At 67.1% G+C, this 15,335-nt stretch carries 16 protein-coding genes; 4 read left to right on the top strand and 12 right to left on the bottom strand.

Translation table 11 applies throughout. From position 1 onward, the window contains the following. Positions 1–40: 40 nt before the first annotated feature. The 10 genes from EZM81_RS11080 to coxB all read right to left on the bottom strand — a co-directional run bounded on the left by EZM81_RS11080 (position 41) and on the right by coxB (position 8,773). On the bottom strand, positions 41–841 hold the full coding sequence (locus EZM81_RS11080) for an MBL fold metallo-hydrolase (protein ID WP_135450237.1): 801 nt from the start codon (positions 839–841) through the stop codon (positions 41–43). Positions 842–1,098: 257 nt separating this feature from the next. Beyond that, positions 1,099–1,683 carry a GNAT family N-acetyltransferase gene (locus EZM81_RS11075; RefSeq protein ID WP_135450342.1) on the bottom strand — a complete coding sequence of 195 codons (585 nt, stop codon included), beginning with the start codon at positions 1,681–1,683 and terminating at the stop codon, positions 1,099–1,101. Positions 1,684–1,685: 2 nt separating this feature from the next. After that, a complete protein-coding gene (locus EZM81_RS11070) occupies positions 1,686–2,945 on the bottom strand; it encodes a pitrilysin family protein (protein WP_136645753.1) in 1,260 nt (419 codons plus the stop codon). Positions 2,946–3,083: 138 nt separating this feature from the next. Then, positions 3,084–4,472 carry a threonine synthase gene (thrC, locus tag EZM81_RS11065; RefSeq protein WP_136645752.1) on the bottom strand — a complete coding sequence of 463 codons (1,389 nt, stop codon included), beginning with the start codon at positions 4,470–4,472 and terminating at the stop codon, positions 3,084–3,086. An 11-nt stretch (positions 4,473–4,483) separates the two neighbouring features. Continuing rightward, entirely contained in the window at positions 4,484–5,152 is a 669-nt protein-coding gene (locus EZM81_RS11060; protein WP_136645751.1) for an SURF1 family protein, read from the bottom strand. Between the two features lie 71 nt (positions 5,153–5,223). Beyond that, positions 5,224–6,027 (bottom strand): cytochrome c oxidase subunit 3, encoded by an 804-nt coding sequence (locus EZM81_RS11055; RefSeq protein ID WP_135450241.1) that lies wholly within the window; start codon positions 6,025–6,027, stop codon positions 5,224–5,226. Between the two features lie 27 nt (positions 6,028–6,054). After that, positions 6,055–6,648 (bottom strand): cytochrome c oxidase assembly protein, encoded by a 594-nt coding sequence (locus tag EZM81_RS11050; RefSeq protein WP_136645750.1) that lies wholly within the window; start codon positions 6,646–6,648, stop codon positions 6,055–6,057. Next, positions 6,645–6,851, bottom strand: coding sequence for a hypothetical protein (locus tag EZM81_RS11045; protein WP_136645749.1), 207 nt, complete (start codon positions 6,849–6,851; stop codon positions 6,645–6,647). Before EZM81_RS11045 ends, EZM81_RS11050 begins: the two co-directional genes overlap by 4 nt. A 1-nt stretch (position 6,852) precedes the next feature. Beyond that, a complete protein-coding gene (cyoE, locus tag EZM81_RS11040) occupies positions 6,853–7,797 on the bottom strand; it encodes a heme o synthase (protein WP_136645748.1) in 945 nt (314 codons plus the stop codon). A 64-nt stretch (positions 7,798–7,861) separates the two neighbouring features. Then, positions 7,862–8,773 carry a cytochrome c oxidase subunit II gene (coxB, locus tag EZM81_RS11035; RefSeq protein ID WP_136645747.1) on the bottom strand — a complete coding sequence of 304 codons (912 nt, stop codon included), beginning with the start codon at positions 8,771–8,773 and terminating at the stop codon, positions 7,862–7,864. Between the two features lie 325 nt (positions 8,774–9,098). On the opposite strand from coxB, the gene EZM81_RS18315 reads away from it, so the two are divergent. Genes EZM81_RS18315 through tldD form a run of 3 tightly spaced genes read left to right on the top strand, consistent with a single transcriptional unit; the run spans position 9,099 to position 11,223 of the window. After that, a complete protein-coding gene (locus EZM81_RS18315) occupies positions 9,099–9,245 on the top strand; it encodes a hypothetical protein (protein WP_211195404.1) in 147 nt (48 codons plus the stop codon). A gap of 24 nt (positions 9,246–9,269) precedes the next feature. Then, entirely contained in the window at positions 9,270–9,971 is a 702-nt protein-coding gene (locus EZM81_RS18775) for an alpha/beta hydrolase (RefSeq protein WP_371685742.1), read from the top strand. After that, positions 9,856–11,223 carry a metalloprotease TldD gene (gene tldD, locus EZM81_RS11030; protein WP_371685741.1) on the top strand — a complete coding sequence of 456 codons (1,368 nt, stop codon included), beginning with the start codon at positions 9,856–9,858 and terminating at the stop codon, positions 11,221–11,223. The genes EZM81_RS18775 and tldD overlap by 116 nt, the downstream gene beginning before the upstream one ends. An 18-nt stretch (positions 11,224–11,241) precedes the next feature. Here tldD and EZM81_RS11025 read toward each other — a convergent pair whose 3' ends face one another. Further along, positions 11,242–12,069, bottom strand: a complete 828-nt coding sequence (locus tag EZM81_RS11025; protein ID WP_169052352.1) for a LysR family transcriptional regulator — start codon at positions 12,067–12,069, stop codon at positions 11,242–11,244. A 103-nt stretch (positions 12,070–12,172) separates the two neighbouring features. Between EZM81_RS11025 and EZM81_RS11020 the strand changes: the two genes are divergently transcribed. Then, a complete protein-coding gene (locus EZM81_RS11020; RefSeq protein WP_169052351.1) occupies positions 12,173–12,979 on the top strand; it encodes an arylamine N-acetyltransferase in 807 nt (268 codons plus the stop codon). On the opposite strand, the gene EZM81_RS11015 is transcribed toward EZM81_RS11020, so the two are convergent. Continuing rightward, a complete protein-coding gene (locus EZM81_RS11015) occupies positions 12,976–15,276 on the bottom strand; it encodes a Tex family protein (protein ID WP_136645743.1) in 2,301 nt (766 codons plus the stop codon). The two genes, EZM81_RS11020 and EZM81_RS11015, sit on opposite strands and share 4 nt — an antisense overlap. Positions 15,277–15,335: the final 59 nt, after the last annotated feature.

Genomic DNA, 15,335 nt, shown 5'->3' with positions numbered 1-15,335 from the left:
GCGCCCTACCTAGCGCCGGTCGGTGACGGGCGCCAGACGCTCAGTCCAGAAAGGCCGGCTCCAGCACCAGGATCGTCGGCTGCGAAGGCAGGTCGCGCAGGGAAAGCGCGATCTGCGCCCCGCCCGTCTCGACCACGGCGAATTCCGAAGACATCTCGGCCAGGAAGGCGTTCAGCGAGCCGCGGCTGAACCAGTGCATCGGGATCACGACCGACGACCGGAACCGTCGCACCACGCCCGCCATGTCCTGAAGCCGCAGCGTGTAGCCGCCATCGACCGGCACCATCACGATGTCCAGCCGCCCGATCGCCGCGTATTGCTCTGGCGTGGGGATCTGGTGCAGGTGGCCCAGGTGGCCGATGCACAGACCCCCGGCCTCGAAGATGAAGATCGAGTTCCCGTCCCGGCGCGCACCTTCGCCAAAGGGCCCGCGCGTATCGGTGGTAACGTTGCGCACCAGCATCGGGCCCAGGTCCAGCCGGTGATCGGCAGCCGCCGCGCCCTCGCCCCAGCCCTTCAGCACATGCGGGATCCGCGGATCGGGGTTGGCGGTCCAGTGCGTGGAATGAGCGTTGTTCATCGTCACCACATCAGGCACCAGGTCCGCAGTCCCAAGATAGCCGGTATAATCGGTGACCGCGACCGTGCCATCGGGCGTGACGATGGCAAAGCTCGCATGGTCGATATAGCGGATGAGAACCTGGTTCGCCTCCAGCCCGTCATGCAGCGCCGCGGGCATCACCTGCGGCTCGGCCCCGGCCAGCGCGATGCAGTGCGATGGGATCCGGTCCTGCGCCGAGGCGGGCACGGCAAGCATGGCAAGGGCAATGATCAGACGCATCGGACCTCCCGATAGTTTGCCAAGGGTAACCCGGATTGGCGGCAGGTCACCCGGCAGCCGCATCACGGATGCGCGAGGTCAGAACCATACCGCCCCAAGACGGCATGGCTCCACGCCCATTGCGGACAAGTCGTTCTTCCTCTCTGCCCAAATATCCCGGCCGGAGGCCCGGCGAGCGTCCTTGCGTCCTTCACGCAAGGACGCAAGGTGAAAGGCATGCGCCCGCAATGGCGCTCGATTCCCCCGGCGACCGAGCCTCAGCCCACGTCGGTTCGCCCGCGCCGATCTCCGCGCAGGTTGGCGTAAAGCACATGGTTGCGCCAGCGCCCGTTGATCTGCAGATAGCTCTGCGCAACGCCTTCATACTTGAAGCCGCACTTTTCAAGCACCCCGCGCGAGGCAACGTTTTCCGGCAGGCAGGCGGCTTCCAGCCGCGACAGGTCCATCCGGGTGAAGGCATGGTGGGTCAGGGCCAGGATCGCCTCGCGCATGTAACCCTGCCGGGCGAAGGGTTCCCCGATCCAGTAGCCGAAGGTTCCGGTCTGGGCCGGGCCGCGGCGGATATTGTCCAGCGTCAGCGCGCCGAGAAGCTGGTTATCATCGCGGCGGATCAGCAGCATCGGCAGCGCCGTGCCCTGGGCTTCAGCCCGCTGCGCCCAATAGACCCGATTGGTGAAAGCCCGGCGCGACAGGTGGTCGGTTGACCAGACGGGTTCCCATCTGGCCAGGAACTCGGCCGAAGCGGCGCGCAGTTCGGCCCATTGGCGCCAGTCGGCATGTTCGGGCAGGCGCAGCGTCATGCGCTCGGTTTCAACCCGGACGCGCCGCTTCAGCCCCAGCAGCATCAGGCGGCAAGCCCCTTCCGAATCGCCTCGATCCCCGGAGCCTGCGCCACAGGGCCGTAGATCGCCAACGCCGATTTCGCAGCCGTCAGCCCCTCGGCATAGCTGCGGACGGCCGCTGTATCGACCGCATCGATCTTGGCGACGGTTTCTGCCAGGGGCGGCACCCGGCCCCAAATCGACAACAGCCGCGCATTGCGCTCGGCCCTGGACGAGGGGCTTTCCAGCCCCATCAGAAGCCCCGCACGCAGCTGGGCGCGGGCACGGGCGACTTCTGCCTCGGTCATGTCCTCGGCAGCGCGCCTCAGCTCGTCAACGGTCAACTGCGTCAGTTCGCCGATCTCCTGTTCCGATGTGCCGGCATAGATCGTGATGTGACCGGTGTCCTCGTAGGCGGAAGCCTGGGCGTGGATCGAATAGCACAGGCCCCGGTCTTCGCGGATCTTCTGGAACAGCCGGCTGGACATGCCCCCACCCATCGCGGTCGCATAGACCTGCGCAGCATAGACCGCATCGTCGCGGTAGCCCGGGCCTTCGAAGGACAGCGCGAAATGGACCTGTTCCAGATCCTTCACCTCGCGTCGCTCGCCGCCCTCGAACCGCGCCGGCTCGACCGCGGGGCGCCCGACGGGCCTGAGGCGGCCGAAGATGTGCTCGGCTGCCGCCACGATGGCCGCATGGTCCACCCCGCCCGCAGCCGAGAGAATCATCTGGTCGGGGCTGTAATGCGCACCGGTGAAGGCCTCGAAATCGGCCTTGCGGAAGGCGGCGACGCGTTCCTCCGGACCCAGGATCGTGCGGCCGAAGGGCTGGTTCGGATAGCTCACCTCATGCAGCCAGTCGAAGATGATGTCGTCGGGCGTGTCCAGCGCCTGGCCGATCTCCTGCAGGATCACATGCCGTTCCGTCTCGATATCCGCCTTGCGGAAAAGCGGGTGAAGCACGATGTCCGCGATCACATCCAGCGCCATCACGACATCTTGCGACAGTACGCGGGCATAATAGGCCGTCATCTCGCGGCTGGTATAGGCGTTGATGTAACCGCCCACGTCCTCGATTTCCTCGGCGATGCGCAGTGCAGAGCGGCGCCGGGTTCCCTTGAAGGCCATGTGCTCCAGGAAATGCGCGATGCCGTTCTGTTCGGGCTGTTCGTGGCGGCCGCCGGCCTCCACCCACAGGCCTATGCTGGCCGATTGCAGGCCCGGCATGTCCTCGGTGACGATGCGGAAGCCGTTGGCAAGCGTATGCAGTTGAAGCGTCAAGGTCCGGTCCCGGCGTTCAGGCGTGTCGCCTGCTCATACAGCCGCGGCGCCGCAAGCGAAAGAGGCGAGGTCGCCCCCCCTCCTCGTGCGACTTTGTCTTCCCGCCGGGCGGCACCGCCGCCGCGAGGAGAGACGATCTCATCGACGCGCGATCCTCTCGTACACCAGCGCCTGCAAGGCGGAGAGGTCGTTCGGCACCCGTGTCACCCGCTCTGGCCGGTCGAAAAGGTCCGCCATATGCGGCGGAAGGCCGGGGCGAACGCCGGTCGCGCGCTCCACGGCATCGGGAAACTTCGCCGGGTGCGCGGTTGCCAGCGTGACCATGGGGGCAAGCCCGACATGTTCCTCGGCTACCTTCACGCCCACTGCCGTATGCGGGCAAAGCAGTTCCCCCGTCGTCTTCCAGTGTCTTGCGATCACCGCCAGCGTCTCGTCCTCGTCGCAGCGGCCCGAGGCGAATGTGGCCCGCAGCATCTCGATGGCACCCTTCGACAGGGTGAAGCCCCCCGTCTTCAGTTCCGCCATCAGCGAAGCCACGGCAGCCCCGTCCCGACCATAGGCATCGAAGAGCACCCGCTCGAAGTTCGAGGACACCTGGATGTCCATCGACGGGCTGATCGAGGGTTTGACACCGTGCATACGATAGTCGCCGGTGCGCAGCACCCGGTCGAGAATGTCGTTCTGGTTCGTGGCGATCACCAGCCGGTCGATCGGCAATCCCATCTGCCTGGCGATGTAGCCGGCGAAGATGTCGCCGAAATTGCCGGTGGGCACAGTGAAGCTGACCGCGCGGTGCGGCGCCCCAAGCGCGGTGGCGGCGTAGAAATAATAGACCACCTGCGCCAGCACCCGCGCCCAATTGATGCTGTTCACGCCCGCCAGCCGGACGCGATCGCGGAAGGCGAAGTCGTTGAACATGTCCTTCACCCGGGCCTGGGCGTCGTCGAATGTGCCGTCGATTGCCAGCGCATGGACGTTCGGCTCGGACGGCGTCGTCATCTGGCGCCGCTGCACCTCCGAAACACGGCCATGCGGGAAGAGGATGAACACGTCCACATTGGGCAGCCCCCGGAACGCCTCCATCGCCGCCGATCCGGTGTCGCCCGAGGTCGCGCCGACGATGGTGATCCGTTCCCCCGTCCGGGCCAGCGCCGCCTGCATCATCTGGCCGATGAGGCTCATGGCAAAGTCCTTGAAGGCCAGCGTCGGGCCGTGGAACAGTTCAAGCAGGAAATGGTTAGACCCAAGCTGCACAAGGGGCGCGCGCGCAGCGTGGTGGAAGCCCTTGTAGGCATTCGCGATCAGACTGCGGAATTCGTCGTCCGTAAAGAACCCGCCCAGAAAGGGCCGCATCACGCGAAAGGCGACGTCCTCGTATGGCAGGCCAGCCAGCGCCGCGATTTCGGCAGTCATCATGGTCGGCACGGTATCGGGCACATACAGACCGCCATCGCGGGCAAGGCCGGTCATCATCGCCTCGCCGAAGCCAAGGACGGGGGCGGCACCACGGGTCGAGATGTACTGCATCGCTCTTGCCTTCACACCTTCCGCATCCTGATACGCCAGAGCAGGAACAGAGTCATCCCCGCCCAGGTCGCGGCCAGCAGAAACCACTGGATCGCATAGCCCCAATGGTCGTTGGGTATACCAGAGGTATCCACGGGCACCGGCTCGATCCCGTCACCGGTTGGCCTGGCCGCGACAATCAGTGTCGGCTCTGTCTCCAGCGCCGCCGCCATGGCGGGCACATCGCGGGCAAACCACAGCCCGGTCTTCCGGTCGGGTGGCGGGGTGAAGGCGTTGGTATCCTGCGGCCAGTGCAGATGACCCTCGACACGCGCCTCGGTCACCGTGCGGGGGGCATTGCGGGCCTCTTCGGGCAGAAAGCCGCGCTGGACCATGATGCGGCGCCCATCCGGCAGGACGAAGGCCTCGATCAGAAGGACACCCGGGCTTGCCCCGCGCTGACCGGCCAGCACCTTGATCGTCTCTCCGGTGAAGCGGCCCTCGGCGTAAACGGGCTTGAACTTGTCGCGCAACTCTTCCGGCTGGTCGGGAAGAGGCACGGGGATATCCCCGATCCGGGCCTCGATCGCGTCAAGATATACCCGCTTTTCCTCCATCCGGCGCAATTGCCAGAAACCCAGGTTCATCAGGATCGCCACTCCCACGAGGCCGAGGATGGCGGGAAACAGATAGCGGCGCATGGCTTACCCCGGAAATGAAAAGCGCAGGCCCGAAGGCCCGCGCTTGAACGGTTGTAGGGCTTGACCGTGGCTCAGCCCTGCCCCCAGACATAGACAGCGGCAAAGAGGAACAGCCAGACCACGTCCACGAAGTGCCAGTACCAGATGGCAGCTTCGAAGCCGACATGCTTTTCGGGCGTGAAATGTCCCTTCAGCACACGGATCAGGCAGACGGTCAGGAAGATCGTGCCGATGATCACATGAAAACCGTGGAAGCCCGTCGCCATGAAGAACGTTGCGCCGTAGATGTTGCCGGCAAAGCCGAAGGCCGCGTGGCTGTATTCATAGGCCTGCATGAAGGTGAAGATCACACCAAGAACGATGGCGATGATCAGACCGTTCACCACGTCCTTGCGATTGTTTTCGTGCACCAGCGCATGGTGAGCCCAGGTCGCAGCGCAACCCGACAAGAGCAGGATCAGCGTGTTGATGAAGGGCAGATGCCAAGGGTCGAAGGTCTCGATCCCCGGCGGCGGCCACACACCATCCACCGCCGGCGACTGCGGCCCCATCGGATACATGCGGTGCTTGAAGAAGGTCCAGAACCAGGCCACGAAGAACATGACCTCGGACATGATGAACAGGATGAAGCCATACTTCAGGCCCAGCCGCACGACCGGCGTATGGTCACCTGCCTGGCTTTCCTGCACGACCTCGGACCACCAGGCGAACATGACGTAGAGCACGCCAGCAAGGCCGATCAGCGCCAGCCAAGGGGCCGAGCCGTGCATCCACAGCACCGCGCCAAACAGCATGACGAATGCCGCGATCGAGCCGAGCAGCGGCCAGATCGACGGAGGCAGGACGTGGTAATCGTGGTTCTTTGCGTGGGCCATGGCCGACGGTTCCCTCGTTTCTTGTCTTCAGTTCACCGCGGCTGCGTCGGCCGCGGCGGGTTCGCTGAGCACTGCCTGATCCTGAGGCAGCGGCGTTTCATGGAAAGTGTAGCTGAGGACGATTTCCTGCACAAACCGGCCCTCGGGATCGTCGACCATCGCGGGATCGACGTAGAAGCTGACCGGCATCTGCACCGTTTCGCCGGGCTGCAACACCTGTTCGGTAAAGCAGAAACAGGCAATCTTGGTGAAATAACCGCCCGCCGCATAGGGATAGACGTTGAAGCTGGCGGTCCCGGCAACGGGGCGCGAGGTCGGGTTGTGCGCCTCGTAGAAGGCAAGGCCGGTCTCGCCGATGCGGATTTCCATCGAAGGGACGACGGGCTTGAAGGTCCAGGGCATGCCCTGTTCCAGCGATGCGTCAAAGCGCACCTTCACCGTGCGATCCAGAACGACATCAGACCCGGCCTCTGCCACGCTGGTCGTGCCACCGAAGCCGGTGACGCGGCAGAACCAGTCGTAGAAGGGCACTGCCGCGAAGGACAGCGAGGCCATGGTGATGACGACGCCGACCAGCTTGACGAGTGTACGGTTCGGTCCCTGAAGGCGCGGGAAGATCATTGGCCAGCCTCCCGAGGTGTGGTCTGGGCGGGCACCATCTCGGGTCGCACGACATGGTCGAAGGCCTGCATCGGCTCGCCGCGGCGGATCTTGACCACGGTCAGCGCGAAGACCAGTGCGACGAAGGCCGCCAGCGTCAGGCCAAGCCCGAGGTTGCGGCTGAAGCGGCGCCTGTGCAGTTCGTGGGTAGCCCGGATGACCATGTTACCAGCCCCCCAGCCCGTAGGGCTTCAATGCGGCTTCCACCAGGAAAGCGGCGAAGTGCAGGAAAAGATACATGAGCGAGAAGCGGAAGAAGGCCTTTTCTACGGCGTAACCGTCAGCTTCGGCCATGGCCTCATCGCGCCGCCGGATGCGCAGGGCGCCGACCACGAACCAAAGGTTCAGCACCACGGCCACCGCCAGCGTCAGCGGACCGCCGATCGAGGTGAGCGCCGCACCGACCGCAACGGGCACCAGAAGCAGGGTATAGGCCAGGATATACGCCCGCGTCGCCTTGCGGCCATGGGTCACGGTCAGCATCGGCACACCGGCCTTGTGGTAGTCTTCCTTCATGAACAGCGCCAGCGCCCAGAAATGCGGCGGCGTCCACATGAAGATCAGCGAAAACATCAGCAGTGCTTCCACGCTGACCGAGCCTGTCGCGGCCGCCCAGCCGATCATGGGCGGAAAGGCCCCGGCCGCACCCCCGATCACGATGTTCTGCGGGGTAGAGCGCTTCAGCCAGATGGAATAGATCACGGCATAGAAGAAGATCGTGAATGCCAGCAGGGCCGCTGCAGCCCAGTTCGTCGCCAGCCAAAGCATGACGACGCTGATGCCGGAAAGCGCAAGGCCCACGGCCAGCGCCTCGCCTGCCGCGACCCGACCTGCGGGCACCGGGCGGCGCGCAGTCCGCCTCATCACCGCATCGATATCGGCATCCCACCACATGTTAAGGGCACCGCTCGCCCCCGCGCCCAGAGCGATGAACAGGATCGCGGCGAAGGCTTCTACCGGGTGCAGCGCGACCGGCGCGACCAGCAGACCCACCAGCGCCGTAAAGACGACCAGCGACATCACGCGCGGTTTCAGAAGCTGCACATAATCGCCAAAGCCTGGCTCATGGCCGGCATCGGTCGTCGTCTGATAGGCGTGAATATCGCTCATCCCGGCTCCGTTCTGGCTGGGGCGCCTGACCTGGCAGGCGCCCGGCACGTCGCATCAGGCGGGCTCAGTTGCCCGACGCCAACTGCACCGGCTGGGCCGTCGCTGCCTGAGACAGCACCACGTTGCCAGCCTTGGCCTGCTCCAGCCACTGGGCGTAGGCGGCTTCCGAAACCACCTTCACGGTGATCGGCATGTAGGCATGCATCTGACCGCACAGCTCCGAGCATTGTCCGAAATAGATGCCTTCCTTCTCGGGCTTGAACCACAGCGCCGCAAGACGGCCGGGCACTGCGTCCTGCATCACGCCGAAGGCAGGCACCTTCCAGGAATGGATCACGTCTGCCGCCGTCACCTGCACCACCACGGTCTTGCCCACCGGCACCACCAGCGCCGTATCGGTTGCCAGCAGGAACTGATCCTTCGTGTAACCCAGCGCGGCAAGCTCGGCCTCGACCTCGGGGGTCAGCATGTTCGCGCCGCCGGCGGCGGGCGAGCCGACCATGTAGCTGTCGAAGCTGATGCCCTCATCGACATACTCGTAGCCCCAGTACCATTGGTAGCCGGTTGCCTTGATCGTCACGTCGCCGACCGGGATTTCCTGCTGCTTGAACAGGATAGGCAGCGAGAAGGCCCCGATGAACACCAGGATCACGATCGGGATCACCGTCCATGCCACCTCAAGCGGCGAGTTGTGGGTGAACCGCGCGGGCGTCGGGTTCGACCTGGAATTGTAACGGATCATCACATAGATCAGCAGCGCCGTGACGAAGATCACGATCGCGGTGATGATGTACAGGATCATGTGGTCCAGCCAGTGGATATCGTCGGCGAGCGACGTGCCCGCAGGCTGGAACCCCATGGCGCCGTTGACCGGCTGTCCAATGATTTCAAGGGCTTGCTGGGCAATGGCGCTGCCCGCCATCATGCTTGCAGAGGCGGCCGCGGCAATGCCGGTCATTGCAGTCGAAAGGCGCATGTCTTTTTCCCGTTCGTGCGGCGGCTTTGCCGCCTTATTGTCAGGTCTGCCGTCGAGGACAGAATCCCGTTGTATCCCGCTTGCTTCAAATCATAATGCCGCGGGCGGGACAAGTGAAACCGTTGCGACATAGCAGCGCCCCGGACGCAGATCCGGGGCCCACAGCCGGGAAAGGGCGCACGCTCCAGACCTTCTGGGCGAGATCCTTGCGGGCTTCGGCCTCGTCCATGCGGCAGCGCTGTCGGGTCTGTTCCTTGCCCAGCGCGACCTGCAATGTTTCCCCACCCGCCGTGATCCCGCGCCAGAGCATCTGGGCCTGACCGGGGTGGAGCGGGTGGTCCTGCCGGGCGCAGACGGCGCCGCGGCGGCCCTGTGGTGGTCGGCACCGGCGCCCGGTCGTCCGGCGATCCTGTTTCTGCACGGTAATGCCGGAAAGATCGCCGACCGGGCAGATCGGCTGGCCTTCTACTAGGGGCGTGGTTACGGGGCAGCCTTCCTGTCATACCGCGGCTATGGCGGCTCGACCGGGCGGCCGAGTGAGGCGGGGGTGATCAGTGATGCAAGAGCCGCCCATGAATTCGTGGCCGCACGGGGCATTCCCCCGCAACGGATTGCGCTGGTGGGCGAATCCCTTGGTGCGGCCGTTGCCGTGCAACTGGCTGCACGGGCTCCGGTCGGCGCCGCGGTGCTGGAGGCACCTTTCACCGCCGCGGTCGATCTTGCAGCCGAGTTCTACCCCTGGGCACCGGTGCAGCTGCTGATGCGCGACCGGTTCCGCAGCCGCGACCTCATGGCCGCCATCGATGCACCGCTGCTTGTCCTGCACGGGGAACGGGATAAAGTCATCTCCTACCTGCACGGCCGCGCGCTGTTCCGGCTTGCACGCGAACCGAAGACCTTCCTTTCGTTGGGCCCTGTCCGAACCTGCCACCTGGACGGCCGGCGCCGATTTTCTGGACGGGCTGTTCCCGCCTTGACCCTGCCTGCTGCCCGGCCCATCTCTGACGCCTGCATCCGACGAGGCCGCCATGAACGACGCTCCCTTCCGACCTTTCGACACCCATCTGGACGAGGCCGCTGCGCTGGCCATCCTGCGCGAGGCGACCGCCGGGGCCGACGATGGCGAGCTGTTTCTGGAACGCCGCCGAGCCGAGGCGATCGTGCTGGACGATGGGCGCATCAGGCAGGCCACCTATGACGCGAGCCAGGGCTTCGGCTTGCGCGCGGTCCGTGGCGAGGTCGCGGGCTACGCCCATTCGACCGAGATCAGCGAAACCGCGCTGCGCCGCGCTGCCGAGACGGCCAGGCTGGCGGTGGGTGCCGGCGATGGCACGCTCGCGGCCCCGCCGCGCGGCACCAACACGCAGCTTTACCGCGCCGACGACCCGATGGCCGATGCGACCTTCCCGGTGAAGATTGACCTTCTGCGCGAAATCGACGCCCACGCCCGCAGCCTTGACCCGCGGGTGGTGCAGGTCTCGGCCACCCTGTCCGCCAGCCTGCAAGAGGTGGAGATCCTGCGCCCCGAGGGCACCCGGCTGGCCGACATCCGCCCGATGGCGCGGCTGAACGTCAGCGTCATCCTGGAAGAAAACGGTCGGCGCGAGACCGGCGGCATGGGCAAGGGCGGGCGGCACGGGCTGGCGCAACTGATGTCGCCCGACACCTGGAAGCCGATGATCGAGGAGGCCCTGCGCATCGCCCGTGTCAACCTTGGCGCCGTCGAGGCACCCGCTGGCGTGATGGACGTGGTGCTCGGCCCCGGCTGGCCGGGGATCCTTCTGCACGAGGCCATCGGCCACGGGCTGGAGGGCGACTTCAACCGCAAGGAAACCTCGGCCTTTGCCGGACTGATGGGGAAACAGATCGCCTCGAAGGGCGTGACTGTCCTGGATGACGGAACAATCCCGGACCGCCGCGGCTCGATCACCATCGACGACGAAGGCACGCCCTCGGGCAGGAACGTGCTGATCGAGGACGGGGTGCTGGTGGGCTACATGCAGGACCGGCAGAATGCGCGGCTGATGGGGGTGGCCCCCACCGGCAACGGCCGGCGCGAAAGCTTCGCGCATATCCCGATGCCGCGGATGACGAACACCTACATGCTGGCCGGCAAGGACGACCCGGCCGGCATCCTCGCAAGCCTGAAGGACGGCATCTACGCCGTGGGCTTTGGCGGCGGGCAGGTGGACATCACCTCCGGCAAGTTCGTGTTCAGCTGCACCGAGGCCTACCGGGTGCGCAACGGCGTGGTGGGCGAGGCGGTGAAGGGCGCGACGCTGATCGGCGACGGGGCCACCGCCCTGAAGGGCATCCGCGCCATCGGCAACGATCTGCAGCTCGATCCCGGCATCGGCAACTGCGGCAAGGCCGGGCAATGGGTGCCGGTGGGCGTGGGCCAGCCGACCCTGTTGATCCAGGGCCTGACGGTCGGCGGCGCGGCGGCCTGACCGCCTGGGGCCGCCCGCTCAGGCCACCTGCCGCGCCTTGCGGAAATGGGTCCTTGCCCAGCGCAGGAACGGGGCGATGCGCGGATGGGTCGCCTCGTCCCGGTCGGCCAGCAGCCAGACCGGCGTCGCCTCGGGCACCGGCAGATCCAGCCGCCGCACCCTCCCGTCCGCCAGCCGTTCCGGCAACAGCGCCACCCCCTGCCCGCGCGCGCAGGCCTCCAGCATCGCCAGCGGGCTTGAGGACATCAGGGCCACCGTCCCGCCCTGCGCGGCAAGCCAGGCATAGACCGGCACCCGCGCCAGCGAGCCCGAGGCAACGATCACTCGATGCCCGGCGAGGCTTCCGGCAACCGGGTGGCGGCGCACATAGTCCGGTGCAGCGAACAGCGCGCAGTCGAGCTGGCCGATCCGCTCTCCCGCCGTGCCCTCGGGCAGGGTCTCGAAGGGCGAGACCAGGACGTCATAGCTTGTGCGCGGCAGGATAAAGAGATCGTCATGCACCGAGTGGTCCGCCGGCTGGCCCCGCGCCGCGGACCATTCCGGCAGGGCATCAGCCAGGAACAGGCGCGCGGTCACCTCGCAGCTGGCGATCCGCAGGGGCGCGGGCAGCGCCTCGGTCCGGGCGAAGGCGCGGGCCATCTGGCGGGCGGCGGCCACCAGCGCCGCGCCGCGCGGGGTCAGACTGCCGTCGGGTGCGAACACCGGCCGCCCCCCGGCCTGCACCGCCGCGATCCGGCGCGACATGGTAGACTGGCTGACCCCCAGCGCCCGCGCCGCCGCCGAGAGGCTGCCGGCCTCGTGCACGGCCAGAACCCAGCGCGCCTGATTCCAGTCGGGGTCGGACATCGCAGCCAAGCCATGCGAAAACGGATGGACCCCTGCACTATCGCGGATGGACCCGTGACCGTCAATCCGGCATCCCGCCACCGTCCGATCCATGGAGCCCGACATGTTCGACCTTGACGCCTATCTCTCCCGCATCGGCCACCGCGCTGAGGCCCCGGACCTTGCCGCCCTGGCCGCCCTGCAACGCGCGCAGATGGCCGCCATTCCCTTCGAGAACACCGACCCCTTCCTCGGCCGCCTGCCCGACCTTGCGCCGGATGCGCTGTGGCGGAAGCTGGTGCTCGACCGTCGCGGCGGCTACTGCCTGGAACTCAACGCGCTGTTCGGCGCGGCGCTGGCGGCGCTTGGCTACACGGCGCAGCCGATCCTCGGCCGGGTGCGCATGGGTGCCCCGGTCGGCGGGCCGCGGGCGCATCTGGCCTGGCTCGTGCGGCTGGACGGGGCGGATTATCTGGCCGACACCGGCTTTGGCGGCCCCGGTCCCGACCAACCCCTGCGGCTGCACCGGGCCGAACGGGTGGAAACCGCGCTTGGCGCCTTCCGGCTGCGGCCCGAGCCCGGCTCGGGCGAATGGGTGCTGGAACGCGAGACCGACTCCGGCTGGTTCGCGCTTTACGGCTTCGACCGCCAGCCCCCGGCCAAGGGCGAGATCGAGGCCGCCAACCGGATCTGCGCCCTGTCGGACCGCTCGCCCTTCCCGGCCAACCTGATGCTGTTCCGCATCGCAGATGGCGCGCGGGCCGGGCTGATGAACCTGCGCCTGACCCAGGGCGACAGCGCGCGCCGGATCGAGGGCTACGAGGATTTCCGCCAGGTCCTGACCCGGACCTTCGCCCTGCCCGAGGCGCCCGACCAGATGCGCGCGCTATGGGACCGGCTGGTCACGCTGCCCGAGCCGGCCGAGGCCTAGCGGCCGAACTTGCCCTTCAGCGCCTCGGCAAAGGCGTTGCCCCCGCCCTGCGGCCCGGCCTGCATCGGCCCCCGCGCGGGTTTGCCTGGGGCCGGGCCGCGCTCGCGCGACTGGTCGCGGGCCGAGGCGCCGCCGTCCGACTTCATCGACAGGCCGATCCGCTTGCGCGGCACATCGACCTCGACCACCCGGACGCGCACCACGTCGCCCGCCTTCACCACGGCATGGGGATCCTTCACGAAGCTGTCGGACAACTGGCTGACATGGACAAGGCCGTCCTGATGCACACCGATGTCCACGAAGGCGCCGAAGGCCGCGACGTTGGTGACTGTGCCTTCCAGCACCATGCCAGGTTTCAGGTCGGTGATTTCGTTCACCCCTTCGCTGAAGGTCGCCGTCCTGAAACTGGGCCGGGGGTCGCGGCCCGGCTTTTCCAGTTCGGCCAGGATGTCCTTCACCGTCGGCAGGCCGAAGCGGTCGTCCACGAAGTCCGCCGGGTTCAGCCGCTTCAGCGCCGCGCCGTCGCCCATAAGGCTGCGGATGTCGCGCCCGCAGGCGGCGACGATCTTCCGGGCCACGTCATAGGCTTCCGGATGGACAGAGGAGGCATCCAGCGGCTCGGCCCCGTCACGGATCCGTAGGAAGCCTGCCGCCTGTTCGAAGGCCTTCGGCCCGAGCCGCGGCACCTTGAGCAGATCCTTCCGCGTCGCGAAGGGTCCGTTCTGGTCGCGGTGCGCGACGATGGCCTCGGCCAGGCCCGGTCCGACGCCAGAAACCCGCGCCAGAAGGGGGGCAGAGGCGGTGTTGAGGTCCACCCCCACCGCGTTCACCGCGTCCTCGACCACCGCATCCAGCGCCTTCGCCAGCCGGTGCTGGTCCACGTCGTGCTGATACTGTCCGACACCGATCGCCTTTGGCTCGATCTTCACCAGTTCTGCCAGGGGATCCTGCAGGCGTCGCGCGATGGAGACCGCGCCGCGCAGGCTGACGTCCAGATCGGGAAACTCCTTCGCCGCCAGTTCCGACGCGGAATAGACAGAGGCCCCGGCTTCCGAGACCACCACCTTGACTGGCTTCTCCGTGCCTGCGGGCAGCAGCGCCAGAAGGTCCGAGACCAGCTTTTCCGTCTCGCGGCTGGCGGTGCCGTTGCCGATGGCGATGAGCTTCACCTCATGCTGCCCGATCAGCCGGGCGAGCGTGATCTGTGCGCCCTTCACGTCCAGTTTCGGCTGGAAGGGATAGACCGTATCCGTCGCCAGCAGCTTTCCGGTCCCATCGACCACCGCGACCTTGACCCCGGTGCGGATGCCGGGGTCGAGCCCCATCGTCGCCTTGCCGCCCGCCGGGGCCGCCAGCAGCAAGTCCTTCAGGTTGCGCGCGAAAACCCGGATCGCCTCGGCCTCGGCCGCCTCGCGCAACTCGGCCATCAGGTCCAGCGTGAGCGAGGTGCGGATCTTCACCCGCCAGGCCCAGGCCGCCGCCTCGCGCAGCCAGCGGTCCCCCGGCCCGTTGCCACCGGCGCCCACCGCCGCCCCGCAGGCCCGTTCCGCCGGGCTTTCGCCGCGCGGGCTGTCGGCATCGACATCCAGATCCAGGGTCAGCACTTCTTCATTACGGCCCCGGAACATGGCCAGCGCGCGGTGGCTGGGCACGCGGGCGAAATCCTCGGAATGGGCGAAGTAATCGGCGAACTTCGCACCCGCGGCCTCTTTCCCCGGCACGACCTTCGCCGAAAGCTTGCCCACCTTGCGCATGTGGTCGCGCAGCCGGCCAAGCAGCCCCGCATCCTCGGCCAGGCCTTCCGCCAGGATGTCGCGCGCACCTTCCAGCGCCGACTTGGCGTCGGGAAAGCCTTCCGACAGGAAGCCAGAGGCCAGCGCCACCGGATCAGCAGCGCGGTCGGCGAGGATCGCGTCCAGCAGACCCTGCAAGCCGGCCTCGCGCGCGATCATCGCCTTGGTGCGGCGCTTGGGCTTGTAAGGCAGGTAGATGTCCTCAAGCTCGGCCTTGGTCGCCGCCCCGGCAATCGCGCGCGCCAGGTCGTCGGTCATCTTGCCTTGCCCGGTAATGGACTCGGCAATCGCCGCCCGCCGCGCCTCGAGCTCGCGCAGATAGCCCAGCCGTTCCTCCAGCCGGCGCAGCTGGCTGTCGTCGAGGCCGCCGGTCACCTCTTTCCGGTAGCGCGCGATGAACGGCACCGTGGCGCCCCCGTCCAGAAGCCCGATCGCGGCGCCGACCTGCTGCGGGCTGGCCCCGATTTCGGCGGCGATCAGGCTGGGGATGCGGGTCAGGCTCATGCGATTCCTCTTCGGTCAGGGGCGCGCACCTTAGACGCGGCCCCTTGCCGGGTGAAGCC

Source organism: Tabrizicola sp. YIM 78059 (genome assembly GCF_004959785.1).
Taxonomy (GTDB): Bacteria; Pseudomonadota; Alphaproteobacteria; order Rhodobacterales; family Rhodobacteraceae; genus Tabrizicola; species Tabrizicola caldifontis.
This window is presented reverse-complemented; position numbering and strand designations above follow the sequence as displayed.

Bases quoted from the DNA above. Each gene is read 5' to 3' on its own strand.
- EZM81_RS11080 (WP_135450237.1), bottom strand. From the start codon at position 841: ATGCGTCTGATCATTGCCCTTGCCATGCTTGCCGTGCCCGCCTCGGCG.
- thrC (WP_136645752.1), bottom strand. From the start codon at position 4,472: ATGCAGTACATCTCGACCCGTGGTGCCGCCCCCGTCCTTGGCTTCGGC.
- EZM81_RS11060 (WP_136645751.1), bottom strand. From the start codon at position 5,152: ATGCGCCGCTATCTGTTTCCCGCCATCCTCGGCCTCGTGGGAGTGGCG.
- EZM81_RS11055 (WP_135450241.1), bottom strand. From the start codon at position 6,027: ATGGCCCACGCAAAGAACCACGATTACCACGTCCTGCCTCCGTCGATC.
- EZM81_RS11050 (WP_136645750.1), bottom strand. From the start codon at position 6,648: ATGATCTTCCCGCGCCTTCAGGGACCGAACCGTACACTCGTCAAGCTG.
- EZM81_RS11045 (WP_136645749.1), bottom strand. From the start codon at position 6,851: ATGGTCATCCGGGCTACCCACGAACTGCACAGGCGCCGCTTCAGCCGC.
- cyoE (WP_136645748.1), bottom strand. From the start codon at position 7,797: ATGAGCGATATTCACGCCTATCAGACGACGACCGATGCCGGCCATGAG.
- coxB (WP_136645747.1), bottom strand. From the start codon at position 8,773: ATGCGCCTTTCGACTGCAATGACCGGCATTGCCGCGGCCGCCTCTGCA.
- EZM81_RS11025 (WP_169052352.1), bottom strand. From the start codon at position 12,069: ATGTCCGACCCCGACTGGAATCAGGCGCGCTGGGTTCTGGCCGTGCAC.
- EZM81_RS11020 (WP_169052351.1), top strand. From the start codon at position 12,173: ATGTTCGACCTTGACGCCTATCTCTCCCGCATCGGCCACCGCGCTGAG.
- EZM81_RS11015 (WP_136645743.1), bottom strand. From the start codon at position 15,276: ATGAGCCTGACCCGCATCCCCAGCCTGATCGCCGCCGAAATCGGGGCC.